This window comes from Acidithiobacillus sp. M4-SHS-6, assembly GCF_047421495.1.
In the GTDB taxonomy this organism is placed as follows: Bacteria; Pseudomonadota; Gammaproteobacteria; order Acidithiobacillales; family Acidithiobacillaceae; genus Acidithiobacillus.
This window is the reverse complement of the sequence record NZ_CP175559.1, coordinates 616530-641618: the sequence shown is the minus strand read 5'-3', so window position 1 is coordinate 641618 and position 25089 is coordinate 616530. Positions and strand designations below refer to the sequence as shown.

General features: G+C 57.0%; 34 protein-coding genes and 3 pseudogenes. 6 read left to right on the top strand and 31 right to left on the bottom strand.

From position 1 onward, the window contains the following. Positions 1-357 precede the first annotated feature (357 nt). Positions 358-675 carry a sigma-70 domain-containing protein gene (locus ACJU26_RS03245; RefSeq protein WP_414041119.1) on the bottom strand — a complete coding sequence of 106 codons (318 nt, stop codon included), beginning with the start codon at positions 673-675 and terminating at the stop codon, positions 358-360. Positions 676-679: 4 nt separating this feature from the next. Between ACJU26_RS03245 and ACJU26_RS03240 the strand changes: the two genes are divergently transcribed. From ACJU26_RS03240 to ACJU26_RS03225, 4 genes are all read left to right on the top strand, one after another. Further along, a complete protein-coding gene (locus ACJU26_RS03240; protein WP_414041118.1) occupies positions 680-862 on the top strand; it encodes a hypothetical protein in 183 nt (60 codons plus the stop codon). A gap of 605 nt (positions 863-1467) precedes the next feature. Further along, on the top strand, positions 1468-1704 hold the full coding sequence (locus ACJU26_RS03235) for a hypothetical protein (protein ID WP_414041117.1): 237 nt from the start codon (positions 1468-1470) through the stop codon (positions 1702-1704). Then, entirely contained in the window at positions 1701-2660 is a 960-nt protein-coding gene (locus ACJU26_RS03230; protein ID WP_414041116.1) for a hypothetical protein, read from the top strand. The genes ACJU26_RS03235 and ACJU26_RS03230 overlap by 4 nt, the downstream gene beginning before the upstream one ends. Positions 2661-2887: 227 nt before the next feature. Next, positions 2888-3058 (top strand): putative toxin-antitoxin system toxin component, PIN family, encoded by a 171-nt coding sequence (locus tag ACJU26_RS03225; protein WP_414041115.1) that lies wholly within the window; start codon positions 2888-2890, stop codon positions 3056-3058. 507 nt (positions 3059-3565) lie between these two features. Here ACJU26_RS03225 and ACJU26_RS03220 read toward each other — a convergent pair. From ACJU26_RS03220 to ACJU26_RS03080, 29 genes and pseudogenes are all read right to left on the bottom strand, one after another. Then, a complete protein-coding gene (locus ACJU26_RS03220) occupies positions 3566-4744 on the bottom strand; it encodes a glycosyltransferase family 4 protein (protein ID WP_414041114.1) in 1179 nt (392 codons plus the stop codon). Then, positions 4744-5373 (bottom strand): glycosyltransferase family 4 protein, encoded by a 630-nt coding sequence (locus ACJU26_RS03215; protein ID WP_414041915.1) that lies wholly within the window; start codon positions 5371-5373, stop codon positions 4744-4746. Before ACJU26_RS03215 ends, ACJU26_RS03220 begins: the two co-directional genes overlap by 1 nt. Continuing rightward, positions 5374-5628 (bottom strand): annotated as a pseudogene (locus ACJU26_RS03210) (glycosyltransferase); the annotation flags it as partial. Between the two features lie 164 nt (positions 5629-5792). Then, the gene (locus tag ACJU26_RS03205) at positions 5793-6608 is read right to left on the bottom strand and encodes a class I SAM-dependent methyltransferase (protein WP_414041113.1); all 816 of its coding nucleotides are present in this window, start codon (positions 6606-6608) and stop codon (positions 5793-5795) included. A 114-nt stretch (positions 6609-6722) separates the two neighbouring features. Next, the gene (locus tag ACJU26_RS03200; RefSeq protein WP_414041112.1) at positions 6723-7019 is read right to left on the bottom strand and encodes a hypothetical protein; all 297 of its coding nucleotides are present in this window, start codon (positions 7017-7019) and stop codon (positions 6723-6725) included. 77 nt (positions 7020-7096) lie between these two features. After that, the gene (locus ACJU26_RS03195; protein WP_414041111.1) at positions 7097-8374 is read right to left on the bottom strand and encodes a hypothetical protein; all 1278 of its coding nucleotides are present in this window, start codon (positions 8372-8374) and stop codon (positions 7097-7099) included. Continuing rightward, positions 8374-9648: a glycosyltransferase family 4 protein gene (locus ACJU26_RS03190; protein ID WP_414041110.1), complete on the bottom strand. Its 1275-nt coding sequence runs from the start codon at positions 9646-9648 to the stop codon at positions 8374-8376. Before ACJU26_RS03190 ends, ACJU26_RS03195 begins: the two co-directional genes overlap by 1 nt. Positions 9649-9854: 206 nt before the next feature. After that, positions 9855-10867: pseudogene (locus tag ACJU26_RS03185) on the bottom strand (IS30 family transposase). A 67-nt stretch (positions 10868-10934) separates the two neighbouring features. Next, positions 10935-11852 (bottom strand): glycosyltransferase family 2 protein, encoded by a 918-nt coding sequence (locus tag ACJU26_RS03180; RefSeq protein WP_414041109.1) that lies wholly within the window; start codon positions 11850-11852, stop codon positions 10935-10937. Continuing rightward, positions 11845-12951, bottom strand: coding sequence for a UDP-galactopyranose mutase (glf, locus tag ACJU26_RS03175; RefSeq protein WP_414041108.1), 1107 nt, complete (start codon positions 12949-12951; stop codon positions 11845-11847). The genes ACJU26_RS03180 and glf overlap by 8 nt, the downstream gene beginning before the upstream one ends. Beyond that, positions 12948-14213, bottom strand: a complete 1266-nt coding sequence (locus tag ACJU26_RS03170; protein WP_414041107.1) for a flippase — start codon at positions 14211-14213, stop codon at positions 12948-12950. The genes glf and ACJU26_RS03170 overlap by 4 nt, the downstream gene beginning before the upstream one ends. A gap of 18 nt (positions 14214-14231) precedes the next feature. After that, positions 14232-15218 carry a UDP-glucose 4-epimerase GalE gene (gene galE / locus ACJU26_RS03165; protein ID WP_414041106.1) on the bottom strand — a complete coding sequence of 329 codons (987 nt, stop codon included), beginning with the start codon at positions 15216-15218 and terminating at the stop codon, positions 14232-14234. A 78-nt stretch (positions 15219-15296) separates the two neighbouring features. Then, positions 15297-15854: a Uma2 family endonuclease gene (locus tag ACJU26_RS03160; protein WP_414041105.1), complete on the bottom strand. Its 558-nt coding sequence runs from the start codon at positions 15852-15854 to the stop codon at positions 15297-15299. After that, positions 15851-16210, bottom strand: a complete 360-nt coding sequence (locus ACJU26_RS03155) for a MarR family EPS-associated transcriptional regulator (RefSeq protein ID WP_414041104.1) — start codon at positions 16208-16210, stop codon at positions 15851-15853. Before ACJU26_RS03155 ends, ACJU26_RS03160 begins: the two co-directional genes overlap by 4 nt. Positions 16211-16296: 86 nt before the next feature. After that, complete coding sequence (locus tag ACJU26_RS03150; RefSeq protein ID WP_414041103.1) at positions 16297-16515, bottom strand: hypothetical protein; 219 nt, start codon at positions 16513-16515, stop codon at positions 16297-16299. Then, complete coding sequence (locus tag ACJU26_RS03145) at positions 16515-16640, bottom strand: hypothetical protein (RefSeq protein WP_414041102.1); 126 nt, start codon at positions 16638-16640, stop codon at positions 16515-16517. The genes ACJU26_RS03150 and ACJU26_RS03145 overlap by 1 nt, the downstream gene beginning before the upstream one ends. 5 nt (positions 16641-16645) lie before the next feature. Next, positions 16646-16966: an addiction module antidote protein gene (locus ACJU26_RS03140; RefSeq protein WP_414041101.1), complete on the bottom strand. Its 321-nt coding sequence runs from the start codon at positions 16964-16966 to the stop codon at positions 16646-16648. Between the two features lie 54 nt (positions 16967-17020). Beyond that, positions 17021-17380 carry a toxin-antitoxin system HicB family antitoxin gene (locus tag ACJU26_RS03135; protein ID WP_414041100.1) on the bottom strand — a complete coding sequence of 120 codons (360 nt, stop codon included), beginning with the start codon at positions 17378-17380 and terminating at the stop codon, positions 17021-17023. Positions 17381-17383: 3 nt separating this feature from the next. Further along, positions 17384-17656: a hypothetical protein gene (locus ACJU26_RS03130; RefSeq protein WP_414041099.1), complete on the bottom strand. Its 273-nt coding sequence runs from the start codon at positions 17654-17656 to the stop codon at positions 17384-17386. After that, a complete protein-coding gene (locus ACJU26_RS03125; RefSeq protein ID WP_414041098.1) occupies positions 17637-17774 on the bottom strand; it encodes a hypothetical protein in 138 nt (45 codons plus the stop codon). The genes ACJU26_RS03130 and ACJU26_RS03125 overlap by 20 nt, the downstream gene beginning before the upstream one ends. Before the next feature lie 4 nt (positions 17775-17778). Next, a complete protein-coding gene (locus ACJU26_RS03120; protein ID WP_414041097.1) occupies positions 17779-17988 on the bottom strand; it encodes a MarR family EPS-associated transcriptional regulator in 210 nt (69 codons plus the stop codon). A 345-nt stretch (positions 17989-18333) separates the two neighbouring features. After that, positions 18334-18819, bottom strand: a complete 486-nt coding sequence (locus tag ACJU26_RS03115) for a DUF4143 domain-containing protein (RefSeq protein ID WP_414041096.1) — start codon at positions 18817-18819, stop codon at positions 18334-18336. 278 nt (positions 18820-19097) lie between these two features. Then, the gene (gene vapC, locus ACJU26_RS03110; RefSeq protein ID WP_414041095.1) at positions 19098-19499 is read right to left on the bottom strand and encodes a type II toxin-antitoxin system tRNA(fMet)-specific endonuclease VapC; all 402 of its coding nucleotides are present in this window, start codon (positions 19497-19499) and stop codon (positions 19098-19100) included. Continuing rightward, positions 19496-19726: a type II toxin-antitoxin system VapB family antitoxin gene (vapB, locus tag ACJU26_RS03105; protein WP_414041094.1), complete on the bottom strand. Its 231-nt coding sequence runs from the start codon at positions 19724-19726 to the stop codon at positions 19496-19498. Before vapB ends, vapC begins: the two co-directional genes overlap by 4 nt. Before the next feature lie 167 nt (positions 19727-19893). After that, a pseudogene (locus tag ACJU26_RS03100) lies at positions 19894-20083 on the bottom strand (hypothetical protein). 42 nt (positions 20084-20125) lie between these two features. Beyond that, positions 20126-20401, bottom strand: coding sequence for a PIN domain-containing protein (locus ACJU26_RS03095; protein ID WP_414041093.1), 276 nt, complete (start codon positions 20399-20401; stop codon positions 20126-20128). 154 nt (positions 20402-20555) lie between these two features. After that, positions 20556-20789, bottom strand: coding sequence for a hypothetical protein (locus tag ACJU26_RS03090; protein WP_414041092.1), 234 nt, complete (start codon positions 20787-20789; stop codon positions 20556-20558). 266 nt (positions 20790-21055) lie between these two features. Then, positions 21056-21223, bottom strand: a complete 168-nt coding sequence (locus ACJU26_RS03085; RefSeq protein WP_414041091.1) for a hypothetical protein — start codon at positions 21221-21223, stop codon at positions 21056-21058. A gap of 4 nt (positions 21224-21227) precedes the next feature. Further along, entirely contained in the window at positions 21228-22043 is an 816-nt protein-coding gene (locus ACJU26_RS03080) for a Wzz/FepE/Etk N-terminal domain-containing protein (protein WP_414041090.1), read from the bottom strand. Between the two features lie 193 nt (positions 22044-22236). Between ACJU26_RS03080 and ACJU26_RS03075 the strand changes: the two genes are divergently transcribed. Continuing rightward, complete coding sequence (locus tag ACJU26_RS03075; RefSeq protein WP_414041089.1) at positions 22237-23982, top strand: proline--tRNA ligase; 1746 nt, start codon at positions 22237-22239, stop codon at positions 23980-23982. Beyond that, a complete protein-coding gene (locus ACJU26_RS03070; RefSeq protein ID WP_414041088.1) occupies positions 23975-24451 on the top strand; it encodes a universal stress protein in 477 nt (158 codons plus the stop codon). The genes ACJU26_RS03075 and ACJU26_RS03070 overlap by 8 nt, the downstream gene beginning before the upstream one ends. On the opposite strand, the gene ACJU26_RS03065 is transcribed toward ACJU26_RS03070, so the two are convergent. Continuing rightward, positions 24445-25086: an ABC-type transport auxiliary lipoprotein family protein gene (locus ACJU26_RS03065; protein ID WP_414041087.1), complete on the bottom strand. Its 642-nt coding sequence runs from the start codon at positions 25084-25086 to the stop codon at positions 24445-24447. The two genes, ACJU26_RS03070 and ACJU26_RS03065, sit on opposite strands and share 7 nt — an antisense overlap. Between the last annotated feature and the right edge of the window lie 3 nt (positions 25087-25089).

Genomic DNA, 25089 nt, shown 5'->3' with positions numbered 1-25089 from the left:
CATGGGCACCGGCAACGCCAATCAAGGCAGCGGTGATTCCGCCTACCGCGATTCTTAAGCGTTTGTTCATATATCAATACCTCCGTTCATCATTCCCAGCACAGGGCGACAATAGTGGCCACCCATCTGATCACTAAGTTTTTTATAGACGAAAGTAAGCGTTTCCGCAAACTACGCTTGCGCTGTCTGTGGTGGCCACCCTAAGACCAACAATTCTCAATATGGCCAAGAGCTCTTTTTTACTGGGAAGCGTCGCCGTGTAAAGAATGTTTTTTTGCTACACGGCGAGTGCTGGACAAATCCATTTATTCCATAGTACTCCAGTTTAGACAATCGGCCCGGCTCCGTCGGGTTTTTTTATTGCCTTTTTTCCGGCGAAAGTGCTTGACAAGGTAAGGGTGCCGTGCGGCCGACCAAGATTTGGCGGACCTTGGCAGGGGAACAGTTCAAAGCGGTAGCAAGTTCTTCATCCGTGGGCTCCCGACCCACTGCTCGTTTCAAACTCCGGGAAGTCCGAAGTATGGCAGAGATTTTCTTGCTGACATGAATGGGCACTCGGATAGTTCCGGCCTTGTCCATCAACGCGCGCTCGATTTTTTCCTTGATCCGCCAAGCTGCATAGGTAGAGAAACGAAATCCTTTTTCTGGATCGAATTTTTCAACCGCCTGGATCAATCCTATGTTCCCCTCTTCTATGAGGTCCAGTATTTTATGTCATATCAAAAATGCAATTTTCCCGGTCATGTTCGGCATCGCCATGATCAACGCCTGTGCCGCTTCTGCCGATGATTTTGACCCAAAAATAAAACCGCAATATTGGAAAAATATCATCCCGCTTTTTAACGGCCGAAAAGCAGGATGACGTTTTTAACCAAGTTAAATGTAGCATCAGGACCACCCGCCCTGTTTACCGTGGAGTGACTCATTTGTTCCCGTATATCTTATGGTGAAACCTTATGGATTAAATCCGTGGCATTGCGCAACGAGCGAAGCGAGCCGATCAGCGCAATGCCACTCCGTTTGGATACGGATAGACGCGCTGGATGCAGCAGTGGGATAATTTTCGGCGGTCGAAGGGTATCTTTGGAGAAGATGGGGCCAATCGGGTCCAAACAGCAAAATCGGCCCAAAAATCGGTATCAGCGCGACTCCGAGCAGAACCACGACTATAAGAATCGGAAATTCGACCAGAAATCAACATCAACGCAAGCACGTCCCAGGAAACCACCCTACAATCCGTCATAACCTCCCCAGAATCGCCGCAAGACCCGCAAAAGGTGGCTACCCTACCCCTCAAGCATCAAAATGCAGCCACAAGTATTTGTGGCGAATTCCGGAGGATCAGGACAGCAGCGGGTTCAACCCATGTCCAGAATCAGGGCTTGCGCGGCAAACCTGGTCATTTTGACGCGGTACACATCACGTTGATAAAATAAATCCGATCATTTTTACCGCAGGAACCCTGTCATGCCTTTTGAGGTCATCATCACGGATTTGTCCGAACTCATGGAACAGAAAGCGCAGGACAGAAATGCCGACATGCAGGCCATCCTGGAAGGGAAAGCCTCGCCAGAGGACATCCATCGTAAAAATGCGTTTCTCCAAAATACCCGCGAGTGGACGGAGATTGACATGCGTCAGATTCAAAACCATTTTAACGACGATGAAGACGATGACCTGTCTGGCGGGAAAATAGTGCGATGAATGATCCAGAAATCCCGGTTTCCATAGATGATACCATTCTGATCCTGTCGCGCGTGGCACAAGATGATGACCATTCCCGGTTGCCGGATATTACCTTGGTGGGCGGGCAAGCGCTGAATTTTTGGGCAGATCGTTATTTCGGACGCGATAACGATTTTGTTTCCGGTGACGTGGATCTGCTGGGCGGGACAACCGAAGCATTGCGTTGCGCCAAGGCGTGGGGAGCAAAAATCCATGTGGCGGACATGGATTCGGCCATGGGTTCGCCCAATATCGCCGTTGTGCTGATTGATCGGGGTTCTGGAAGTCCACCACTGCGCGTGGACTTTCTCGGCAATCTTATCGGCCCGTCTGTCCGCGATGTACTCCATGCGCGATTTGAGGTGCTTACCAAACAAGGATTTTCTTTTCATGTCATGCATCCGCTGCACATCATGGAAAGCCGTATCGGAAACGCTTTCTATCTTGGCAGAAAAGATGAATCTGCCTTGCGTCGCCTGGAATTGTCTTTTTCGGTAACGAAAGCGCATATCACGGACACCATCCATCAAAATACACGAAGTGGACTCAAGATGGTGGAGCGTGTTGTCGAGATGGCTTTGTCAGAGCGCGGTAAAATGTCCTGGTATTCCAGGCACGATCCAATGACGGCCATCCCCGATCCATCGGAGATCATGGAATATCCCCAGTTGTTTGTCGAAAAAAGATGGCCGCAAATCTTGTCTGAAGTGACCACCAGAAGGGCCGCTTACGCAGACGCCCGACGACAGATCGAAGCGTTCAACCAACAACGGCAACAGCAGCAACAGATGGCCGATGGACCCAAGACCATACAAGAAGAAACAGAACCGCCAGAAGAAAAATCTCTGCCATTTAACGCGGACGGAACACAAACGCATAAAATCTCATCCCCAGATTCTTCAACAGATCAAAACGATTCCCGAAATCGTTTCTGAACGTCATAGTATCCATCTTGGCACCGAAGTGGCGCCACTCTGGCACCAGATTCATGTATCAGCAAAAATCATCATGTGAGATAAAGTTCTATGAAATTAAAGCGTTACCATATTTTTCTCCATTTTTACCACGGGGTGTCACATTTGTTCCCGTATAACTTATGGTGAAACCTTATGGATGAAATCCGTGGCATGAGGTCGTTTCAATAAGTTCAGGCATCCATGGGTTGCCGGAATGCAGGGATCCCATGGACATTCCCTTTCTGGAACTTGCCTTGACGGGCAGCGCTGACCTTTTGGTTAGTGGAGATCAGGACCTGCTTGCATTATCAGAGAGCGTGAAGCACTTCGATGTCATTTCCCCTGGAGAATTTAGCAGCCGCATTTTAAAAAATTGAAACAAATGCAAACATCATCAGAAAGGATCGGGTCCGATAGACATCTTCCACCCACCCACGACGAACAACCAATAAGGACTTGGCCTGGGAACGCCTGGAGAACCATGTCAAGGAGGAACGGCAGATCCAGCCAATCTGAAGATCGTCGTCAAGGGTTCGGTAGATGTGGTGTGGTGACATCTTGGTGCGGGGCAATCCACCGGCATCGTGACCGCGATGACTTCGTGCGCAACATGAACCAGGCCCCGAAAGCACGTAAGGCCATGACACCAAAGCGTATGCGACTGGCGGACTATCTCAGGACTTTCCCGGGCGATGAAGCATTTGAACGCAACCGCACACCCTCACGGGATATGGAGATTTGATGCGTCTGAAGCGGCACACACTGGACAATCAGAAGCCAGAGCCATAATGGCTGGACACCATCCGGGTATGGCAGATGCGATTATAGCGGGCTTTGCAAAAGCGCATCATCTTGTTGTCGTTACCCGCAATACCCGACATTTTTTAACCTTTGGGTTGATTTCGATCAATTTCTGCCTCTTGTGCAGCCCTCTCCTGAGCCCCTTCCACGAAGGCCGTGAACTCCGCGCGGAAGCGCTCCGGGGCAAAACGCAGGGCGTTTTCGCGGCAGGCTTGGGGGGTGATGGCCGCGCCCGCCTCCTCGAAGCGTGCCACGGCGGCGCTGAGGGCGGGGACGGATTGTTCGTAAAAGAACACGCCGGTGGGCGCGGGGGACGACGCCGCGCCCTCCCCCTCCGGCAAGGGAACGATGGTCTCCAGCGCCCCGCCGCGGCCATAGGCGATGACCGGCGTACCGCAGGCCTGCGCCTCCAGGGGGGCGATGCCGAAGTCCTCCTCCGCCGCGAAGACGAAGGCCCGCGCCCGTTGCAGATGGTCTCGCAGCGCCTCTGCGCCCGCAAAGCCCAGTAATTGCACGTTCGGCCCCGCCTTGGCCCGGACCTTGGCGAAGTCGGGTCCGTCCCCGATCACCACCAGGCGCTTATCGGGCATATTGCTGAAGGCCTCGACGATCAAATCCATCTTCTTGTAGGGGACCATGCGCGAGGCGGTGACGTAGAAATCCTCCTTGTCCGTGCGCAGGGGAAAGGCCCCGACATCCACCGGCGGATGGATGACGGTGGAATCCCGCCCATATACCTTGCGGATGCGCCGGGCAATGTAGTGGGAGATGGCGATGAAGCTGTCCACGCCGTTGGCGGTGCGGACATCCCAAAGGCGGATATAATGCAGGATCAGCTTCGCCACCCATCCCTTGATCCCCCGGTCCAGACCGGATTCCCGTAGATACTGATGCTGGAGGTCCCAGGCGTAGCGGATGGGGGAATAGCACAGGCACAGATGCAACTGATCCGGCCCGGTCAGCACCCCCTTGGCCACCGCATGGCTGCTGCTGATCACCAGGTCATAGCCCGAGAGGTCGAACTGCTCCACGGCCAGGGGCATGAAGGGCAGATAAGCCCGGTATTTCTTGCGCGCCCTGGGCAGACGCTGGAGGAAGGAGGTGGTGACGGGCTTGTCCAGGATGAACCCGCGCCCATCCGCAGGTAAAAAATCCACCAAACTGAAGAGATCGGCGTCCGGGTAGCAATGCAGCACCTGCTCCAGCACCCGCTCCGCGCCGGCGTAGGTCACCAGCCAGTCATGGACTATGGCTATTCGCATCAGTCTTCCGCAGCCTCCACAAGCACCTGCCAGGTCTGCTCGGCGGTCTTGTCCCAGTTGAATTGCTTGGCGCGCTCCAGCCCCTTTTGCCGGAGCGCAGCCCGTAGCGAACTATCCTCTACCATCCGGCGGATGCCGTCCGCAATAGCCTCGATGTCAAAAGGGTCCACTTGCTGCGCAGCATCGCCCACCACCTCCGGCAACGAAGCACGGTTACCCACCAATGTAGGGGTACCTGATGCCATCGCCTCCAAGGGAGGCAGTCCGAAGCCTTCATAGACGGAAAGATACGCGAAGGCCAACGCCCCGGCGTACAAGGAGGGAAGAAGTTCATCGGGGACATGGCCGGTGAGAAAGACCCGGGGCGGCAACGTCCTCAGTTCAGGCACATCCTGGAACACCAGACTTTTCCCCTTGGCGCCACTGACGACAAGCCACACATCGTCTGGCAAGCCGCGATGAATCACCTCCCAGGCACGTAACAGCCGCCCAAGATTCTTGCGCGGCTCCAGGGAGCCTAGGCTCAAAAGGTAGTGGGGTGTCGGCAACCCTAGCGGGCGAAGCGCGTGTTGAATCGCCGCACCGTCCTGCGGCACAAAGCGCATATCTGCTGCATCGGTGATAACCACTACTTTATCTTCCGGTATGCCGGTTTTTTCGAGGATCCTATATTTTGTAAACTCCGAGACGGCTATGATTCTTGCGACACGTCGCGCCAATTTCGGCGTAAGGAAGCGATACCACGCCGAAAACTGGAAGTTGAACCATTCAGGGTGATCAAGTGGGGTAACGTCGTGAATGGTTACCACTTGCCGGCGAACGGCCAAGGGACCAGTATTGCTGGGGCTCCAGAGCACACGACCTTGAACGAGCCGGGGCAGCATAACCTGCTCCCAGATATGACCGGCTACGCCATGCAGTGGCTTCTTGGGGCAAACGGTATCAATTCTACCGGAAAAATATGAGAGTAATTCAGATGCATAGCGCTGAACCCCTGTTAGATCGGAGGTCAGGGCCCTGGTGTTGATGACGAACGCTGGCGTGGGCATTATTTTGTCTTATGGTCGACGACTGTCTGCTTGTTTTTTGTAAAAACGAAGATTGCGGAACAGGGCAACAGTTTTTGTAGAAAAGGGATTCGAGCGAGTGCGAAATAATACACCGTCTCAAGCGGGCCGCGACTTGCAAGTGACGGATAGTAATCTATGTGTATGGTAAGGCCGGCTACGCTGGCTAGCAACTGAAGTTCAGAAGTTATTAATACATCTTCTGGAACTTGCGGCCGTTTTCTGTTAACCCTACGGTAGGCGTACGAATATAATATTCGCGGTGTAGCTGGCTCGTAGAAATAAAAAGCCATTCCTCCTGGTCTAAGTATACGTTCAATTTCTTTTAACGTGCGCTTGTGCGCTAGGAAATGGTGCGCTGCTGCGAAACAAAATACCTGATCTACAGACGCATCGGCTTCCTTTGTGTCGTAACTTTTACAAGGATACGAATTATCTATTCTTACGTCAAACAACCTTTCCCACTTTGGTAAGGAGGCTATTGCAAATTCACTAATGTCCGTTGCCGTTACATGTGTATTTGGGAATAGTCGTTTGTATATACAGGATGCCCAGCCCTGCCCTGCACCTAGTTCAAGAATCTTTCCTGTATTTGCGATCTTGTCTTCATATCTTGCAAGGCACTCTAAAAAAACTTTAGCTTCTGATGCCTTGTTTATGATGTTGTAAATAGAGTCCGATTCCGGTGCCTCATGAATAGAGGTTCTCCAAAAGTCAATTTCAACCTTTTGTCTTGCATCAATTGTCGTTGTGGAGAGGATAGAAGAATCTCTTGGTTTATCTGGTGCAGACCGCATGTATTCAATCCCTCCTTATGGTGACCTTCTGCAACGGACCGCCAATGGAGTCCGCCTTTTGCGCACGCTGATCCTCTGTGAACAAATCGTTACTGATGGCCGTCCGCCTTGCACTCATTTCCCCAACCTCCTGCAAGTCCTGACCCCATTATTCTCCCAAATCGACTGCTCATGGCAGTTTTTCGAGGTGCCCTCGGGATGATCGATCGGCACTACATCGTGGATGGTCACCACCTGCCGCTGCACATGTAACGGCCTGGTATTCGAGGGGCTGAACAGCACTTTGTCGCGCGTCATGGAAGGCAACGCAAACTGCTCCCAGAGATGTCCTTCCACCCCACTCATCAGGCTTTGGGCAGGCGAGACGGTTTCCACTTGCTTTGGAAAACGGCGCAGCATCTCGAGATGCATAGCGTTGAACACCCGTTATATGAGAACCCAGTATCCGGGTATCGATCACGATATTATTGTTTTGTCCTGGCAAGCTATTATCTCCAATCTACCTTCACACCATGCGCGCTGAGCGCCAAGCCCCAAAACAACGCCAACAAGCTGGCCTCGATCTCATTGACCACCACACCATACGCCACCAACCCCAGAATCACCGGCAGGCGCCAAGCCAGGGCCTCATGGCTTAGGCTCAATCGCATAACACGCCACCACAGCCCAACAAACAGCAACAACGCCATCGGCAGGCCCACATACACCGTGACGTACACAAACAGATTATCCGCCGCAAGATAGCGGGCGGGCTCGAAATACTGTTGCGCCGCGCCGATACCGCCCAGCCCGCGCCCTGTCCACCAGTGCCAGGCGCCGTTCAGGTTCAGCAGGTGCAGTGAATCGGGCCACATCCAGTTCAGACGGTCCCCGAAACTGGCGAAAAGGAATTTGCTGGCATAACCATGCAGGGTTGGATCGTATTGAATCCACAGCGTGGACAACGGCAACAGGATCATCGCCAGCAAAGCGAACGTCAACGCGACCAGCCACAGTTGCAGCCAGTAACGCGGCCAGCGCAGCAGCGCGCCGCCGGCGAAATACATCGACAACAATAGCCACGCGCCCAGCGGCCCCTTGGTGGTGGTCAGGGCGATGCCCGCACCCGCCACCAGCCAGACCAGCAGTTTCACGCCCCTTCGCTGGAGCAGCACCACCAACATCACACCGAACAGCAGTAGCTGCGCGGCCGCGCTGAACGAGGCACGCGCGAAACCAGCATAGCGATCCAGACCGAACGCGCTCCATTGGCGAGAGACCTTGATGCTCTTGCCTAGCAGGTCCAGCGTCTGTCCGCTCCAGGGATAATGGAGCAGCGGGTTGAGGAACACGCCCAGGACCGACACAACGAACAGCATGGCGAACAGGTGCCGCCACTGCTCAATGCGTATGATCGAGCCCGCCCAGAGGCCGAACAGCAATGGCACCAGCACCCAAAAGCCGAACGCCGCCTGAGCGGGTGAGGACAGATTCACCATGCCCCAAAGCAGATACAGCACGGCCAACCCTGAAATTGCCAACGCCGGCATGGAAGCGCGTGAACGAAGGAACGGCAACACCACCACCGCGGCCAGCATCAGCAGCTTGGGCAGATAGATCAACGCCTCCAGATGCACGCGGGCCAATCCATAACGCAGCGGTGCCTGCAAGACCAGCAACCACAGAAACAGCGCCGCCAACACGAACACCACCCGAGACACCGACACACACGCCCCGATGCCTTCTCGTGGCGGGGCAACAGGCAGATCTGTCGGAACAGATGCCATCAAACCTCCTCCTGCTGCCGAGTGCGCATGGGCCCGGCCCGCACCTCGCAGTACAACGCCTCGTACTCCCCGATCCAGCGCGCCATATCCATGAAAGGCGCACTGCTCGGGCGCGCCTGCGCGGTCAGCCGCACGCGCAGCGTCTCATCCTGCATGGATACCAGCGCCGCCTGAAGCTCGCCCGGCGCGTCGGGCTCGAACAGCAGGCCATTTTCACCATGGCGAATCATCTCGGGAATGCCGCCACGGCGGGAGGCGATTACCGGCTTGCCGAAGGCCAGCGCCTCGAACACCACGCCGGGCAGATTGTCATTCCAGAGCGAAGACACCACCACCACGTCCACCTGCGGATAGAAATCTGCCGGGCGCTGCCGGCCTAGCAGACGGATACGCGGTTCTCTTACCAACCCTTGTAGATGCTGTTCATACTCCTGCTTGCCGCCACCCGCGATCCACAGCTCGGCTTCCGGCAGGTCGGCGGCTAGGAACGCCGCAATCAACGGTTCGATGCCCTTGCTGGGGTCCAGGCGGCCGATAAAGCCGAAGCGCAGTCCTTGATGGGCTTCGGACGGAGGCTGGTCATTAACTCCCAAAGCCTGCGGCGCACGGGCATTGTGAATGACCCGCTGCACCGGCACGCCCTCGAAGTAGCCCAGCGCGCGGTGCCGGTCGAGCATGAATCGGCTCACGCCCACCACGGCAGCGAGCTTGCGGCTCAAGGCCCGATGCGGCAAACGGAAGACCCGGCAACCCGCGCACTGCCCCGTGCAATTTCTGCCTTGCTTGTACATCGACGCCTTGACGCAGATCGGGTAATAGTCGTGCAGCACCTGCACGGCGGGCACACCCAGCCGTGTCAGCGACACCCAGCTCGCCGCCGACCAGCCAGGCAGGTTATGTACCGAGGCCACATCTGGCCGCTCCCGCGCCACCACGTTCCGCAGATAACCCTGCATCCAGGGGTTGTAGCTGTCCACTGCGTGCCAAAGCATTCGCCACGGAGCCGTAGGCCGCTTCTTGTGATATGGCCAGTAGACATTTCGAATGCCCGCCTGCCAGACCGTGATGCCCTCGCGCTCACTGCGTTCAAGGCCGGGCTGATCAGAGGTCGCCAGCAGCACGCAGTCATGCCCGGCGTCACGTAGGCCACGCATCTGCTCCCAGACGATCACCTCAGCACCGCCGCCGCGGTCCGGGTCCACTAGGCTATGCAGGAAAAGGATTTTCACAAACGATGTCTTCATCCACGCCAAGACGCCCGGCAAGGCCGCCATCGACAGCCCGACGTAACAGCCGGAAGCGCCCTTTCTTGTTCAGCAGTCTGGAAAACACAAAAAGAACGCCCATATAAACGGCCCGATTCACCCCAAATACAAAGCAACTGCGCTTGAGGCAGGTCGCATCGAAGTGGGCGGACCTATTTCGCCTACGAGATTCCGAACGAATTCCGCCGTTAGCTAGGGAATGAACAAGGGCGGTTTCAATTTTGAAGTGCAACACTGCTGTTTAACTCTTTGACTTTCTGGGCCATTACTTCGGCTGGTGTCCGAAAACCCAAGGATTTTCTGGGCCGATTATTCATCTCGTCGGCCACCTTGGTCAAGTACTGCTGGGAGTATTGCGACAGATCCGCTCCTTTGGGGAAGTACTGCCGGAGTAGGCCATTGGTATTTTCATTGGTGGGGCGCTGCCAGGGGCTGTGGGGTCAGCAAAGTAAGCCCGCAGATGGGTGCGTTTTTCCAACTCTTCATGTCGCGCCATCTCCCGGCCTTGGTCATAGGTCAGCGTCTTCCTCAAAGCCTTGGGGAGCGTGCGCAAGCGGCGGGTGAACCCTTCCAGCACGGCTTCCGCTGAGGAGTCGTCCACCTTGGCCAGGATGACGAAGCGCGTGCTGCGGTCCACCAAGGTGCCGATGGCGCTGCCGTTGAAAGCCCCTTTGATGAGGTCTCCTTCCCAGTGACCGGGAACCTCTCTGGACTGCGCTTCCTCAGGCCTCTCCCGGATGGAACGCATGTTCCGGATGCCGCTCCGGCGATCATCGCCACAGCTACGGGGGCGGCGTTTCTGGTGCCCTTTCCGCAAGGCATCGACCAGCAGTTTCTTGAGCGCGCCAGCCGGGTGTGCGTAGATGTACTGGTAGATGGTCTCGTGGGAGACCAGCTGACTGGAGTCGTCTGGGTGTTCCACTCGTAGCCTCCCTGCAATCTGCTCCGGCGACCATGTACGTTCCAGAATCAGCGCCTGCACCTGCTCCGTCAAGGGGCTTTCCGGCAACAGCTTGTATGGGCCGCGCCGCCGATGGGCCTGTGCCCAATCCCGACCACGGACAGCATCGTAGCTGTGCCTGCTGCCACCACGACGGCATTCCCTACTCAGCGTGCCGGGACTACGATTCATGATCCTGGACAAGGCCCTCAAGCTCATCCCTGCGTTCAACCCCCGCTGTAACTGGTTCCGCTCATCCACACTCAACTGATTGTACCTTTCGCCCACCTTCCACCTCCGGCCACATTGGACCATAGGTGTTGCACTTCATTCTTGAGTGCGCCAAGTAATGCTTTCATTTCATATACCTTTTTTCTCGGCCCCACACCCCATCCCGACCATCAATCGCTGCACGCACAACTATCGTAACTTCTAACAGACGCAATGTAAACAATTTTTTTATCAAGGATTTCAAAAAGAAACCATAGAATGAACCAATACCATGGTATTTGACATTAATATAAGACTGATTCCTATAAAAGCAATACTGCCTGACACCATTTACAGCGAGATCGTGACCAAAAAAACCACCAAAAACAGGAGTCCAAGCCTGCCGATCTCTCGGATGATAAAAATAAGCATTTACACTAGTTACTGGGGCAATTCCGTAACTTATCGCCCTTTTTAAATACTCTATCTCATCCCCCCATATAAACATTTCTTTTTTTGGGTAACCGATCTTATCAATGATTCTTTGGCCTAGAAGAACTCCATTAAATGGTTGAGAAGCGGAAAAACATTCGTTACTCAACGAAGCTGTGAGCTTGTCAACACTAAGATATTTAACCCCACCAACATCATAAGGAAAGCTAAATTTCTCATGATCTTCGCAATCAACAACCATCGGACTTCTAAACCCACACCCATCCATACAGGGCGACGAAAGCAAAACTGACAAACAGTCTTCATGCGGAAAACCATCATCATCCATCAACCACAGCCAGTCGTATCCGGCTTTATGCCCTCGTTTAATTCCTTCGTAAAACCCACCAGCGCCACCCGTATTTTCAGGCAATCGCACGTAATCCATTAAAGGGTTCTCCAGATAGCCGCGCTCTTCCAATAACTCCGGCGTTCCATCCGTGCTGGCATTGTCGATCAGAATGATCTTGTCTACGGGTCGAGTCTGCGCCAGCAAGGCATCGAGGCATTCCGTCAGCAGTTGCTTTCGGTTATAAGTTACGACAACGGCGGCGACGGTTTCTCTAGTCATTATTTAGTCTCTCTTTGATCATCTCAGCGCTTTTCAGTGCCGCCCCCACGACCTGGTCCATGTTGTAGTAGCGGTATTGCGCCAATCGACCAACGAAGGTAACGCCGGGTTCGGCCTCGGCCAGCGCCTTGTATTGCTGATAGCGCGCTTCGTTCTCCGGGCGGGGAATGGGATAGTAGGGGTCGCCTTCGGCTTGCGGATATTCGCGCACGATGGAGGTGCCGGGGTGGGTCTGGCCGGTGGCGTGCTTGAATTCGGTGATCCGGGTGTAGGCGTGGTCGTTGGGGTAGTTGACGGTGCCCACCGGCTGGAACCATTCGGTGTCGCTCAGGTGCTCATGCTCAAAGCGCAGGGAGCGGTAGGGCAGCTTGCCGAAGCGGTAATCGAAGTAGGCGTCAATGGGGCCGGTGTAGACGGTATGTCTGGGCTTGAGCTGGCCCCTGATGGCGGCGTAGTCGGTATTGAGCCGAACGCTGATGTTGGGGTGGTCGAGCATGCGCTCGAACAGCCGGGTGTAGCCGTCTTTGGGCAGGGCCTGGAAGACGTCGGTGAAATAGCGGTCGTCGTCGTTGCTGCGCGTGGGGATGCGCGCGGCAACGCCGGCGCTGAGTTCGCTCAGGTCCAACCCCCATTGCTTGCGGGTGTAGCCGCGAAAGAATTTCTCGCACAGGTCGTGGCCTACACTATTGAGCACCACATCTTCACTGGTGCGGATGGGGTCGCGGGGTTCGTGTACCTGTTCCAGATAGGCGACGACGCCGGCCTCGTCGAGATCGAGGCCGTATAGCCGGTTGAGCGTGCTGCGGTTGATGGGGATGGGCAGGCGCTGGCCATCGACTTCGGCCAGCACGCGGTGTTCGTAGTCGTGCCAGTCGGTAAAGCGCGAAAGCCACTGAAAGATGCACTCGGCATTGGTGTGGAACAGGTGCGGGCCGTAACGATGGATGAGTACGCCGTAGGCATCGTACTCGTCGTAGGCGTTGCCGGCAATATGCGGGCGGCGGTCGATGACGAGTAGGCGATGGCCGGCTTCGGCCAACTCGCGGGCCACCACACTCCCTGCAAAACCAGCTCCAACAATTAGAATAGTGTTTTTCATAGAGTGCCTGCTGCGGATCGGTAAACATTGATACCCCGTTTATGGAGTACCAAGGCCATGGTTACAGTCACAAACACCTCCGTTATCAGCATGGACATGGCGGCACCGATGCCCGCAAAGCGCCAGGATAAGGGAATAACCAGCAAGACATTCAGTACGGCAGACGCGATCAGTATACGGCTGAATGTTTGGTTCATGCCCAGTGTCAACATCGTTTGTATTCCGAAGACATTACTCAACGCGATTATGAAGGGCAACAACGCAAGCCATTGCAGGATAGCAATAGATGCATTGTATTGGTCTCCCAAAACCAGGTGAACAATGGGTGTCGCCGCACCTAATAGCGCAGACGAGAGCACCAGGCCTGCCAGTGCGATGTATGGCAGGACTCTGCGAATAAATGCCAGCGCCGCTTCATGTGATTGGACAGCCAGGGTGCTGATGTGTGGATAAAGCGTTTGGGTAACGGGCGTCAGCAAACCCTGAACTGCCTGTACTACTTTGTTTGCCGCGCTGAAATATCCAACCGCCACCGGGCCAGCTATCAAACCTAAAACAAATGCATTGCTACTGGTGTAAACATTGATGGCGGCTGTGGATAGAAAGACATGCCAGCCGCGGTGCAACTGCTGTCGCACCCCCTTTATGGTCGGGATAGCCCAAACAATTTCGCGCGTTCTACCTAGAACCAACCACGCAGGTAGTGCCGCTAGTAGTACTGGGACAGACTGAATACCAGCAGCAATCAGGTAGTCTTGCGGATTATGGATAAAGATAAAAATAGAGGCTGTGGTGATGAGGCGTGCCCCCATATTCATCCAGGTGATGTCCTTCATACGCTCTAATCCCTGAAACAGCCATGTGGGAAACAGCGTGGCCCCAGCAACCGCAAGATAGACGACCAGATATAATGACCAGTGGCCATGGAAGGTTGGTATCGTCGCCACGAGCACCCCCAAAACCAATCCTCCGGCAACTGAAAGTACAAGTTTGATCGCCATCACTGCACTGACAAGTTCACCGAGTTTTTCTGGATCATTACGATACACGGCCACGTCTTTCGTCGCACTGAGATTGAATCCATAATCCGTTGCTACCACAAAATACTGGATAAATGCCTGCGCAAAGGCGATGAGCCCGAATTTTTCCGGACCCAGCACCCGCACGAGATAGGGCAAGGTCACTAAAGGCAACACATAATTGGCACCCTGTAAGGTGAATAAAGAGGCCATGTTGCTCAGGAGACGCTTGCGGTCACTCATGGCCCAGGACACCAACACTCACCATGACCGTCCTTTCTTGCGCTCCCATTCCCACGCATGGCCAATGATAGTTTCCAGCCCTTCGAATCCCGGCTGCCAACCAAGAATCTGTCGTGCCTTCTCGCTATTGGCCACGAGCACGGCCGGGTCACCGGGGCGGCGTTCCTGGGTCCGCGCGCGGATGGGCCGGCCGGTGACGCGCCGGGCGGCATCGATGACCTCCTGCACGGAAAAGCCTGTGCCGTTACCGAGGTTGAAGGCGTTGCTGTCGCCATCGGCCAGTAGGTGCTCCAGAGCCAGCAGATGGGCGCTGCACAGATCCCAGACGTGGACGTAGTCGCGGATGCAGGTTCCATCGGGCGTCGGGTAATCGTCACCATAAACAGCAATGTGATCGCGCCGGTCACTGGCGGCTTGCAGAACCAGGGGAATCAAGTGGCTTTCCGGATCGTGTCGCTCGCCCAGTTCGCCTTCGGGATCGGCTCCGGCGGCGTTGAAATAACGCAGACAGACGGAACGGAGGCCATAGCCGCGGTCGTAATCGCCCAGCATTTCTTCCACCATGCGTTTGCCGCGACCGTAGGGGTTGATGGGGCGCTGCGGGTGCTGCTCATCTATCAGCGGGGTATCTGGTTCGCCGAATATCGCCGCCGTGGAAGAAAAAATGAAGTGATTTACCCGATGCCGGAGCATGGCGTTTAGCAGATTTTGGGTGTTGGCGACATTGTTGCGGTAATAACGGGCAGGTTCACGCATGGACTCGCCCACCTGACTGAGGGCGGCGAAGTGCATGACTGCGGCAATGCTGTTTTCGGTAAATATACGGTCGAGCAGGGTTTGATCGGCCAGATCGCCTTCCATGAGCCGCCCGTATCGCGCGGCGTCCCGGAAACCGGTGGAGAGGTTGTCGATGACGATGACTTCATGACCATTCTGCACCAGCATCTTGGCCATGTGTGAACCGATATAACCGGCACCACCGACGACAAGGATAGAACCCTTCATGGACGGGTCTCGCGACAGCGATTTCCCGCAGCACTCCGGCGGATGACGGCGACTTGCTCGGGGCTGAGGCGCATGGCTTCAGTCCACCCACAGGCCTGCAAGATCGAGGGGCACGGCGGCGAAGGGGTCGATGGCGGCTTGGTCCTTGTCGCCCCAGGCGCCCAGAAGCAGCCAGCGGCCGTCCTGGTTGGCGTAGGCCTCCAGGGTGCGGGCGTCGGGGTCGATGAGCCAGCAGTGGGCGACCCCTGCGGCGGCATAGCGGGGCAGCTTGAGGACACGGTCGGTGCGGGCGGTGGCCGGGGAGAGGACCTCGCAGACCCAGTCGGGGGCCATCTCGAACCATGCGGTCTTGGGGAGCGTGGGCATCCGCTCCCGGCGCCAGCCGGCCAGGTCGGGGACGAGGATATCGCCGCCCAGGTGCAGTTCGGGCTCGTCGAGGATCCACCAGCCGCCGGGGCCGCCGCGCCCACGAGCAAAGGGCTGTCCAAGGTCCGCCCCCAGGCTGGATGATGCTTGGGCATGGGCCGGCGCGGGCCGGGGGTGGGTGTGCAGTTCGCCGGCGATGATCTCCCCCACCACGTTTTCGGGCAGGCCGAGCAGGTCTTCGTAGGTGGCGCAACGCTGGGCGGCGGTCATGGCGCGCTCCTCCCGGCATCGAGCTGTTCTGCAGCGAGGACATCCACCTCCCGGCGCAGGGCGGCGATCTCGGCCTGGAGGGCGTCGTACTCCGCCATCTTGCGCTGCAGGAAGCGGGCGGTGACGCGGGCCTTTTCCTCGATGCCCTGGGGGGTGAGGAGATAGGCGTAGACACCCTTGTCGGGGTTGCGGCGAAAGTTGCCGGTCTTGACCAGGCCCTTGTCGATGAGGGCCTTGAGGCAGTAGTTGGCCTTGCCCAGACTCACCCCCATGGCGGCGGCCAGTTGGCGCTGGGTCAGGTCAGGCTGCTCGGCAAGCAGTTTGAGCAACTGGTAACGGGTGGCGTCGTCGAGCATGGTCCATGTTCAGATGGTGAACGATAAGGAATCATAAAAAAACCACGATGCCAGGTCAAGGAGTATGGATAACCCACGGAAGACATTCATGCGCCTGCATCCTTACGGACTTGCACATACACCACGTATTCGAATTCCACGTCTATTGCCAGAACCTTTCCGTTCAGCAACGCTTCCAGTTCCTGTCGACTGATCTGGATCGGGGAACCAGACCCCCATCGTTTGCCAAAAACCGTATCTTCCCCAGGAGACTCTGGCATCGTGTCAAGGATGGCCACACCGCGCTCTTTGTCTGCGAGCATCATCACCCCTTACTGAATGGTCTGCAGTTATCCACCCGCGAGCCAAAGATCCATACGCGCGCTTCCGGGCCGAAGCTTTCCTGGGTGGCCTGGCGGATGATGGCGGCTTGCTCGGGGCTGAGGCGCATGGGGCTTAGGCCCCTGCCGCCGGTGTGGGTCCACCTCTGTGCGCGGCTTTGAAGGAAAGCCGCAGGCCAAGCGCCTGAGCAACTTTCACCACCGTTGCGAGGCTCGGGTTGCCTTCGCCGGAAAGGGCCTTGTCCAGCCCTTGGCGGCTCATTCCTACGTCGCGGGCAAGCTGGCTAAGGTTGCGGGCGCGGGCCACGTCGCCCAGCGCCGCCGCGATCAGCGCCGGGTCGCCGTCCTCCATCACGGCATCGAGATAGGCCGCAACGTCGTCCTCGGTCTTGAGATAGTCCGCCGTGTCGTAGCGGCTGAATTTGATTTCCATCATCGTCACTCCTTCCACTGCGCTGCAATGGTCTTGGCAGTGTGAGTCGGAGCACGTTCACACGTGGTGCTCCCGTCGCCCCAGACCTTCCGCAAGGAAGGTCAACACCAAAGTGTTGAGGGAGACCCCCTCGGCCTTGGCTCGTGCCGTCAGTTGAGCGTGGATCGTTTTGGGCACGCGGGCGACAAACTTGCCGGACACCACGCCGCCGCTGTTGGGTGGGGGGACCGGAAAACCTTTCGCCTCCAGTGCGGTGATCGTGGCCATAAGGGCGTCATGGCCGTTGGCGATGGCTTCCTCTACCGTTTCGCCGTCAGAAATGCATTCGGAAAAATCCGGGTAGGAGATGAGATAGCCGCCGCCCTCCGCTTCGGACAGCGGACGAATTTCGAAGGGATAGTCGTCGAGATTTCTCATGGGTTAATCTCCGTTCACCAATGCCACGAACTTCTTCACATAGACCGATTTAACCGGGCGATGCGCGGGCACGGGCAGCGTCCTACCGTCGGCACGGATAAACACGCAATGACTGGTTCCGTCCTGCCGCCAGTCGATCCCATGTTGCCGCGCTACCGTCTGAAGCTGCTCGATGCGCCAGTCCATGGGGTGGCGGCGCATGGCTTCAAGCAACTTGGCGGCCGTATTCATGGATATAATAGTGTTACCTGTAATATCATTTGTCAACATCGACATCGCCGCTCATCTTGCCATCATCCACCCGTGAGCCGGAGAGCCAGACACGGGCGTCGGGGCCGAAACTTTCTTGGGCGGCTTGGCGGATGACGGCGACTTGCTCGGGGCTGAGGCGCATGGCTTCAGTCCACCCACAGGTAGGCGTAGACGCCCTTGTCGGGGTTGCGGCGAAAGTTGCCGGTCTTGACCAGGCCCTTGTCGATGAGGGCCTTGAGGCAGTAGTTGGCCTTGCCCAGACTCACCCCCATGGCGGCGGCCAGTTGGCGCTGGGTCAGGTCAGGCTGCTCGGCAAGCAGTTTGAGCAACTGGTAACGGGTGGCGTCGTCGAGCATGGTCCATGTTCAGATGGTGAACGATAAGGAATCATAAAAAAACCACGATGCCAGGTCAAGGAGTATGGATAACCCACGGAAGACATTCATGCGCCTGCATCCTTACGGACTTGCACATACACCACGTATTCGAATTCCACGTCTATTGCCAGAACCTTTCCGTTCAGCAACGCTTCCAGTTCCTGTCGACTGATCTGGATCGGGGAACCAGACCCCCATCGTTTGCCAAAAACCGTATCTCTCCCAGGAGACTCTGGCATCGATCATGGAAAAGCCTCATGAAGCCATGGGGCACGCAGACACAGTTGATCGCCTGGTGGGGGATAGCGACGTTTCATCCCCCACCTAGCCTGCGGCCATGGTCGGAGCACTGCGACGCAATCTGGTGGCAAGCCCCGGCAACGAAACCGCTTCCACGCCATGCGGAAGCGGAAAAGATTCGTTGCCGGGATACACCACAAAACGGCGAGACACCCCGACGTCCCCGCATCCTGCATAAAAACCCCGTTCCGGACGCGGCGCCATGCTGCGTTTGACCTCCACACCCCATTGATGACCATTGGGCAGACCCAATAACAGATCGATCTCCGCACCGCCACTGGTCCGATAATAGTATGCTTGCGTGCCTTCCGGTGCGCTGTCTATCAGGTTCTCGATCGCAAAACCCTCCCAACTCGCGCCTACCACGGGCTGCGCAAGCAGCGATTCCAAGTCCGGGATGCCCAACAGCGCATGCAGCATACCGCTGTCCCGCCAATACAGGCGCGGCGCCTTGACCAGTCGCTTTCCCACATTGGCGTGCCAGGACGGAACCCTGCGGGCGAGCAACAAGTCGACCAGCAGATCGACATACCACCTGCGGTTTTGGCATCCACGCCGATGTTGCGGGCGAGTTCGGCCACATTCAGCGGCGCGCCCTGGCTGGTTCCTAGAGCTTTGCCAGATCCTGTTCCGATTCCAGATCGAGGTACAACCCGCCCAATTGTTCCGCGAGTTCCAGCGCAAGCGTCGTCTTGCCCACCTGGCGCGGGCCCAGAGGGTGCTCCGCTACTATTTTCCGCGTCTGTGGACAGAGGCGGAAATGGATACGTCGCTGCCAGGGTAGCCGTTCAATGCACCCAATCCTCCACCCGCAAACCGGGAACACGCGCAAACGCACGCAGATTGTTGGTTACTACGATCAAACCGGTACTGCGGGCATGCCCGGCAATCATCTGGTCATAGGGTCCGATGGGCTGCCCCATTCTGGCCAGTTCAGCGCGCAACTGTCCGGTATGTTTGGCTGCTTCAATGCCATAATCGAGGACTTCCAGCCGCGCGGCAAATCCTTCGATTTCTCTCAGGTTGCGTGCTGACGCCTGGGATTTTTCCGCGCCGTACATCAACTCCATCAGCGTAATGGTACTGATGGCCATTTGACCGTAGTGCTGCTGGAATTGTAGCTGAATCTCCGGTGGCTTGTGTTTGATCGTAAAAATGCAGATGTTGGTATCCAGCAGGTATTTAATCACAAACTGTCCCTATGCTGCTCCTCGGGTTGCTCGCGGTTGTCCATAAAATCGGCGCTGACGCCTTCACCATTGAACCAGCTATCCCAGGATTCGCCCGCTGGTACCAGGATGCGCATGCGGCCCAAAGCGACCACATCCACGCGCTTCACATCCTCAGGAAAAGCGATGGACTTGGGCAGACGCACGGCCTGACTGCGATTGATTTGAAAAATGGTTGCTTGTTCCATAGTGACCAACTCCAACGTATATGGCGATGGGATATACTATAAAGTCGGAAGATTGGGGTCAAGCAAACCCCAAAAGATGAGTTGCATCGTCGTGTTGAAGCGCATCGTGCTGATCCTTCCACCGTCATCCTGTGGGAACTGTCACGGTCTGGCAATATGGCGCCATTTCAGCGGTCCTCTCGGGTATACCACAGCCGCAGCACGTAGATGATCGAATCCTGAAGTTCGTAGCGAAGCTCGTACCCCCCGATCAGAATTCGCCGTACCTCGCGCGGCGGCGGGCTTGTTCACCGGGGCCAGGAATGCATACAAGCGGGCTAAATCGGAAAGCACCTTGCTGGTCCACTTCAGCTCCATCAACGCGCGGGGCGTTAGAACTCGAAGGACGGGCGATATGATTCATTCCGTGGGGAGGAACGGATTTTTCACGGTTACCAGTCCTTCAAACACTTGGCCGTGCTGCAGGTCTTCGGTGAGCAATACGGCGCAGCCTTGCTGGATCGCCGATGCGACGATGAGCGAGTCCCAAAAGGATAATCCGTAGCGGTCTTCCACCTGCCACGCGCTGCTCAGCATGACCAGGTTGTCATCCGCCGGATTCCAGGTCAATAAATCGCGTACCAGGGCCCGGGCAGTTTCGCGGGGAAGTCCTGGATGGGTCTTGCGGGTAACCACTTATAGAACTCCCGCAGTGCCTGCAGGCTGGTGCGGCCCCTGCGACTGGACCAGAGGCTCCGGAGCCATTAGGATGCGACCGCTTGTTTATCGGGACTGCTTGCATCCATGCTGTAAACGAAGATGTTGGTGTCGACGAAAACCCGTGCCGTTTTCATCGGTCATAACGATCTTCGCGACAGGGGAGCGCTTCACCGCTACTGATGGGCTGGGGTTTTCTGGAAAAGAAGTCCTGCATGGCCTGCGTGTAGGCATGCTCCTGCTGGTACTGCGATTCGAGCATTTCGCCGAGCATGCGCGAGATGCTGGACCGCTGTTTTGCGGCCTCGATGCGCGCCCAGTTCGCCGTTTCCTCATTGATGGTGATGGTGATATTCACTTTACCCATGTCGCCGTCCTCCCATCCACACCATTGTTGTGTAGCACGAATCATGTGTAACGAGCAATAGGCTAACGCCGCTCGGACCTGATTATGCTCCCGTCCTGGGGTGTGGACGGACTTGGACGGACCGGCGCAGGCCGCGCGCCAACTACTGGGTGCACCAGCCTTCCTTGCCGACGGTGATGGTCAACGCCTGTCTGCCAGAGTACCTCCACCGCCTGGGCGTGGCCTTTGCGCGGTTTCAGGCTGCCAACCATGAGGAGGTGGGATGCTCACAGGGCCAGGCCTTCGCTCTTGGCAATATCATGGATGGGCAGGTGGCGGAGGTTGGGGGCAAGGAGCAGAACATCGACCTTACACCCGTGCATCCGTCGCTGCAAACGAGCGGAGAGGCGGGCGGCGAGGAAGGCGGGGGCGTCGATAGGGTGGTCCGATTCCACCCGACTACTTGCGGAAGGCGTTTTGCAGGAGCGCCAGAAACACGCCCAGCATCAGGCCGCCCAGACCGGCCAGCACCAGAATCAGCCCGCGCTTGGGTGCAATGGGAATGGGGTCATAACGGGGTGACAGGGTTTGCGCCGTGGGGCTGGTGTTATTGGGTGCCAGTGCGTTTTCCATGTTGGCGATGGCTGACTGTATATGGGTAAGCGCCTCGGTGCGCCGAAACTGCTCCAGCAACAGCAGAGCCGACGTCGAATCGGCCTGCCCTTTGCCAATCTTGATGTCCGCGGCGCTGCGCATGTGCTGATACTGCGTCTGCAATCGTTTCAATTGTGCCTGGCGCACTCCAACGAGTTGCTGATAGCGTTGGTGATCCTCCGCCAGCAGTCGCTGGATGACCCCTTGCAGATACTGCTGCGCTTCTTGTGGTGAGCGCCCCTGGGCCTCCAGGGTCAGGATGGAGCCGTCCGCCTTGTCCGGCGTCACGGCGTAGAGCTTGGGCAACTGCTTGTTTGCCTGCTCGGTATTGACCAGGGTGTATCGGTTCATCAGCGCGCTGGCCAACTGCAGGCTGTTGTTCAGTGGTTGTCCGGCTACCTTGCCGATCTGCACCATAGCCTTGCTCTCATAAACCGTGGTCGCCAGGCTCACATAGGCAGCCGCCAACCCCAGACAGACCACCATGCTGAGAATTACCAGCCATTTGCGTTTGGCGATGATCTCCCACAGATCGCGCAGGCTGATCTCGTCCTCGGGAATGGCATAAGCGGCGTTTGTGCGTTGGGGCTGTCCAGCTCCGGCGTTGTCTTCTAAGGGCATGCGATATCCTCTGGCAAATCCGTACAACCGCTAAGTTTAGCAGCTAAACATCCAGGCTTGTACTGGTTGTCGGGGCGAGGCACAGGCGGAAAGATAAAGGACGGCTTGGATCAGTCTGCTGCCATACATTTTCCTCTTCCTTTGTGCCCCCCCCTTTCTTACACTGTGCGCTACCATTTCATTTGAGATGCTTATGCGCGCCAGTCAGATCTTCATCCCCACCCTCAAGGAAACCCCTGCCGAGGCAGAACTTGTCAGCCATCAACTACTGCTGCGCGGGGGCTTTATCCGCCGTCTGGCTTCGGGACTCTATACCTGGATGCCCTTGGGCTTGCGGGTACTGCGCAGGGTCGAGCGGGTGGTCCGCGAGGAAATGGACCGTAGCGGTGCCCAGGAAGTCTTGATGCCGGTGGTGCAACCGGCGGAGCTCTGGCAGGAGTCCGGACGTTGGGAAAAATACGGGCCGGAGTTGTTGCGTTTCAAGGATCGTCATCAGCGCGATTTCTGCCTGGGTCCTACCCACGAGGAGGTCATTACCGATCTGGCCCGGCGCGAGATCCATTCCTATCGGCAACTTCCCGTCAATTTCTATCAGATCCAGACCAAATTCCGGGATGAAATCCGCCCCCGTTTCGGGCTGATGCGGGGGCGGGAGTTCATCATGAAAGACGCCTATTCCTTCCATATGGATCATGCCTCTCTGGAAATCACCTATCAGGGCATGTATGACGCCTATCAGCGGATATTTACCCGTCTGGGACTGGATTTTCGAGCGGTGGAGGCAGACAACGGGGCCATTGGCGGTAAACGCTCCCATGAATTTCATGTCCTGGCCGATTCCGGGGAAGACGCCATTGTATCCTGCAGTCATTGCGATTATGCCGCCAACATGGAAAAAGCCAGCAGCCCGGCTCCGGCAGCCGAGCACGAAGCGCTCCTGGATGCTGTACAAGTGGCTACTCCCGGCATCCGTACGGTCATCGGGCAGGCGAAGCATTTGGGTATCGCCACCCGCAAAATCGTCAAGACGGTGCTGGTGCTGGCTGGCGACAAACCCTATCTGCTGCTCTTGCGCGGGGATGACAGCCTGAATCTGATCAAGGCCGCCCATGCTTTGCAGGTGGATGAGCTGCGCATGGCGACCCCCGAAGAAGCCGAGGCGGCTACCGGCGCGCCGGTGGGTTTCATCGGCCCCAAAAATCTGCCGGAATCCCTGCCCATACTGGCTGACCTGCGGGTGTTGGGCCTGTGCAATTTCAGTACGGGCGCCAATCAGGCCGATCTGCACTGGATCAATCTGAACTGGGAGCGGGACCTCCCCCGCCCCAATGCCGCCGATCTGCGCGAGGTCAGCGCCGGCGACCCTTGTCCTCATTGCCGGCAAGGCACGCTCGACATTCGCCGGGGAATTGAGGTAGGGCATGTATTTCAGTTGGGTCAGATCTATAGTGAACGCATGGGGCTCAAGGTGCTGGATGAAAGCGGCCGCGATGCGCTCGTAACCATGGGTTGTTATGGCATTGGGGTATCGCGGCTGGTGGCGGCGGCGGTCGAACAGCATTTTGATGATCGGGGCATTATCTGGCCTGCGGCATTGACGCCCTTTGATGTGGGCATTGTCGCCATCCATGCCCGCAAGTCTCCAGAGGTTGCGGCAGCCGCGCAGGCACTGCATGATCGCCTGGAAAAAGCCGGGTACAGCGTGCTTCTGGACGACCGGGATGAGCGCCCCGGCGTCCAGTTTGCGACCATGGACCTGATCGGCTTACCCCATCGGGTGGTGGTCAGCGACAAGGTACTGGCCCAGAATGTCTGGGAATATCGGGCCAGACGCGCCACGGAAAACACGCTGCTGAGTGAAGCCGAGCTCATGGAACATCTGGCCGCAGGCTTGTCCGGCGCAGCACATCAGGAGCATCAGGAGCAAGATCATGGATAAACAGGTCACGGAGAAATTCGCGGTGCAGCATATAGTGGCGGCAGTGGATTTTTCTGCCATGACGGAATCCGTGGTCATGGCGGCCGCCCAGGAAGCGCAACTGCATCAGGCCCAACTGTCAGTGCTGCATGTTTTTAATCCGCAGATGCTGAACTTGCAGATGCCCGAAGAAATCCTGCCGCCGACCCTGGATATCCGGGAAAAGCTGCTGCATTTGGCCCATGCCGAAATGAACAAGCTGCAGAAAACCCTCGAAGCACAGGGCCTGAAGGCTGAAATGGTCCTGGAGGAAAGCGCGGACAATATCGGCAGGGCCATTGCCGATTATGGCAAGGCGCATAAAGCCGACCTGCTGGTGGTCGGCAGCCATGGTCACAGTGGTCTGGAACGGCTATTACTGGGATCTGTGGCCAATGGTGTGCTTAACCACGCCCACTGTGCGGTGCTGGTAATCAAAGCGCTTCACTGAACCCGGGCAGCCCAATCCGTCACGGCGGTCACAAATTCATTGCTGGCCTGGGCCATGGCGCTGGCCCCAGCCGCTGCAGAAGCCGTGCTCAACGCTACGCTGTCCGTAAACTGCTGCTGCGCAATGACTTGATAGTCATGGGCATTCACCAGGGTGGCCGTACCCGCCACCAGCGCTTTTCCGGTCTGTGCCGTGCTGAAATCGACCACAAAATTGGTCAGTTGCACCTGCAGCACATATTGGGCGGCAGCACCGGATTGCCCGGACAGTACGGCCTTCCAGGCGTGACTGTGCTGGAGCCGCTGGAGCAGACGCGAACCCAGCATTTCTGCGGGAGTCCCTACCCAACGCGCATCCCGATAGTACAGCAGCATCTGAGGATTCCGATACAGCAGATGGTACTGGTAGGCATCCGTATCCAGCCAGGGAGACGCGCTCACCGGGGCCAACAGCAACACCGCCATGGCGGCATGGTTGAATGCCTTGCCGCCACCCTGCGCTACAGGATGGACCCCATTGATGTTGTAGGGGGTCTGCCAGGGAGTGGGAGCGGCGCAGCCTCCCGCAAAAACAGTGGCGGCCAAAAAACCCAGGCGAAGGGTGCTCCAGCAACGCGGCTTATGAACATTGAACATGTT

Excerpts from the sequence above, each read along its gene's own strand:
- ACJU26_RS03240 (WP_414041118.1), top strand. The coding sequence starts at position 680 with ATGTTCCCCTCTTCTATGAGGTCCAGTATTTTATGTCATATCAAAAAT.
- ACJU26_RS03235 (WP_414041117.1), top strand. The coding sequence starts at position 1,468 with ATGCCTTTTGAGGTCATCATCACGGATTTGTCCGAACTCATGGAACAG.
- ACJU26_RS03230 (WP_414041116.1), top strand. The coding sequence starts at position 1,701 with ATGAATGATCCAGAAATCCCGGTTTCCATAGATGATACCATTCTGATC.
- ACJU26_RS03220 (WP_414041114.1), bottom strand. The coding sequence starts at position 4,744 with ATGCGAATAGCCATAGTCCATGACTGGCTGGTGACCTACGCCGGCGCG.
- ACJU26_RS03205 (WP_414041113.1), bottom strand. The coding sequence starts at position 6,608 with ATGCGGTCTGCACCAGATAAACCAAGAGATTCTTCTATCCTCTCCACA.
- ACJU26_RS03200 (WP_414041112.1), bottom strand. The coding sequence starts at position 7,019 with ATGCATCTCGAGATGCTGCGCCGTTTTCCAAAGCAAGTGGAAACCGTC.
- ACJU26_RS03195 (WP_414041111.1), bottom strand. The coding sequence starts at position 8,374 with ATGGCATCTGTTCCGACAGATCTGCCTGTTGCCCCGCCACGAGAAGGC.
- ACJU26_RS03190 (WP_414041110.1), bottom strand. The coding sequence starts at position 9,648 with ATGGCGGCCTTGCCGGGCGTCTTGGCGTGGATGAAGACATCGTTTGTG.
- ACJU26_RS03180 (WP_414041109.1), bottom strand. The coding sequence starts at position 11,852 with ATGACTAGAGAAACCGTCGCCGCCGTTGTCGTAACTTATAACCGAAAG.
- glf (WP_414041108.1), bottom strand. The coding sequence starts at position 12,951 with ATGAAAAACACTATTCTAATTGTTGGAGCTGGTTTTGCAGGGAGTGTG.
- ACJU26_RS03170 (WP_414041107.1), bottom strand. The coding sequence starts at position 14,213 with ATGAGTGACCGCAAGCGTCTCCTGAGCAACATGGCCTCTTTATTCACC.
- galE (WP_414041106.1), bottom strand. The coding sequence starts at position 15,218 with ATGAAGGGTTCTATCCTTGTCGTCGGTGGTGCCGGTTATATCGGTTCA.
- ACJU26_RS03160 (WP_414041105.1), bottom strand. The coding sequence starts at position 15,854 with ATGACCGCCGCCCAGCGTTGCGCCACCTACGAAGACCTGCTCGGCCTG.
- ACJU26_RS03155 (WP_414041104.1), bottom strand. The coding sequence starts at position 16,210 with ATGCTCGACGACGCCACCCGTTACCAGTTGCTCAAACTGCTTGCCGAG.
- ACJU26_RS03150 (WP_414041103.1), bottom strand. The coding sequence starts at position 16,515 with ATGATGCTCGCAGACAAAGAGCGCGGTGTGGCCATCCTTGACACGATG.
- ACJU26_RS03145 (WP_414041102.1), bottom strand. The coding sequence starts at position 16,640 with ATGCGCCTCAGCCCCGAGCAAGCCGCCATCATCCGCCAGGCCACCCAG.
- ACJU26_RS03140 (WP_414041101.1), bottom strand. The coding sequence starts at position 16,966 with ATGATGGAAATCAAATTCAGCCGCTACGACACGGCGGACTATCTCAAG.
- ACJU26_RS03135 (WP_414041100.1), bottom strand. The coding sequence starts at position 17,380 with ATGAGAAATCTCGACGACTATCCCTTCGAAATTCGTCCGCTGTCCGAA.
- ACJU26_RS03130 (WP_414041099.1), bottom strand. The coding sequence starts at position 17,656 with ATGTCGATGTTGACAAATGATATTACAGGTAACACTATTATATCCATG.
- ACJU26_RS03125 (WP_414041098.1), bottom strand. The coding sequence starts at position 17,774 with ATGCGCCTCAGCCCCGAGCAAGTCGCCGTCATCCGCCAAGCCGCCCAA.
- ACJU26_RS03120 (WP_414041097.1), bottom strand. The coding sequence starts at position 17,988 with ATGCTCGACGACGCCACCCGTTACCAGTTGCTCAAACTGCTTGCCGAG.
- vapB (WP_414041094.1), bottom strand. The coding sequence starts at position 19,726 with ATGGAACAAGCAACCATTTTTCAAATCAATCGCAGTCAGGCCGTGCGT.
- ACJU26_RS03090 (WP_414041092.1), bottom strand. The coding sequence starts at position 20,789 with ATGGGTAAAGTGAATATCACCATCACCATCAATGAGGAAACGGCGAAC.
- ACJU26_RS03080 (WP_414041090.1), bottom strand. The coding sequence starts at position 22,043 with ATGCCCTTAGAAGACAACGCCGGAGCTGGACAGCCCCAACGCACAAAC.
- ACJU26_RS03075 (WP_414041089.1), top strand. The coding sequence starts at position 22,237 with ATGCGCGCCAGTCAGATCTTCATCCCCACCCTCAAGGAAACCCCTGCC.
- ACJU26_RS03070 (WP_414041088.1), top strand. The coding sequence starts at position 23,975 with ATGGATAAACAGGTCACGGAGAAATTCGCGGTGCAGCATATAGTGGCG.
- ACJU26_RS03065 (WP_414041087.1), bottom strand. The coding sequence starts at position 25,086 with ATGTTCAATGTTCATAAGCCGCGTTGCTGGAGCACCCTTCGCCTGGGT.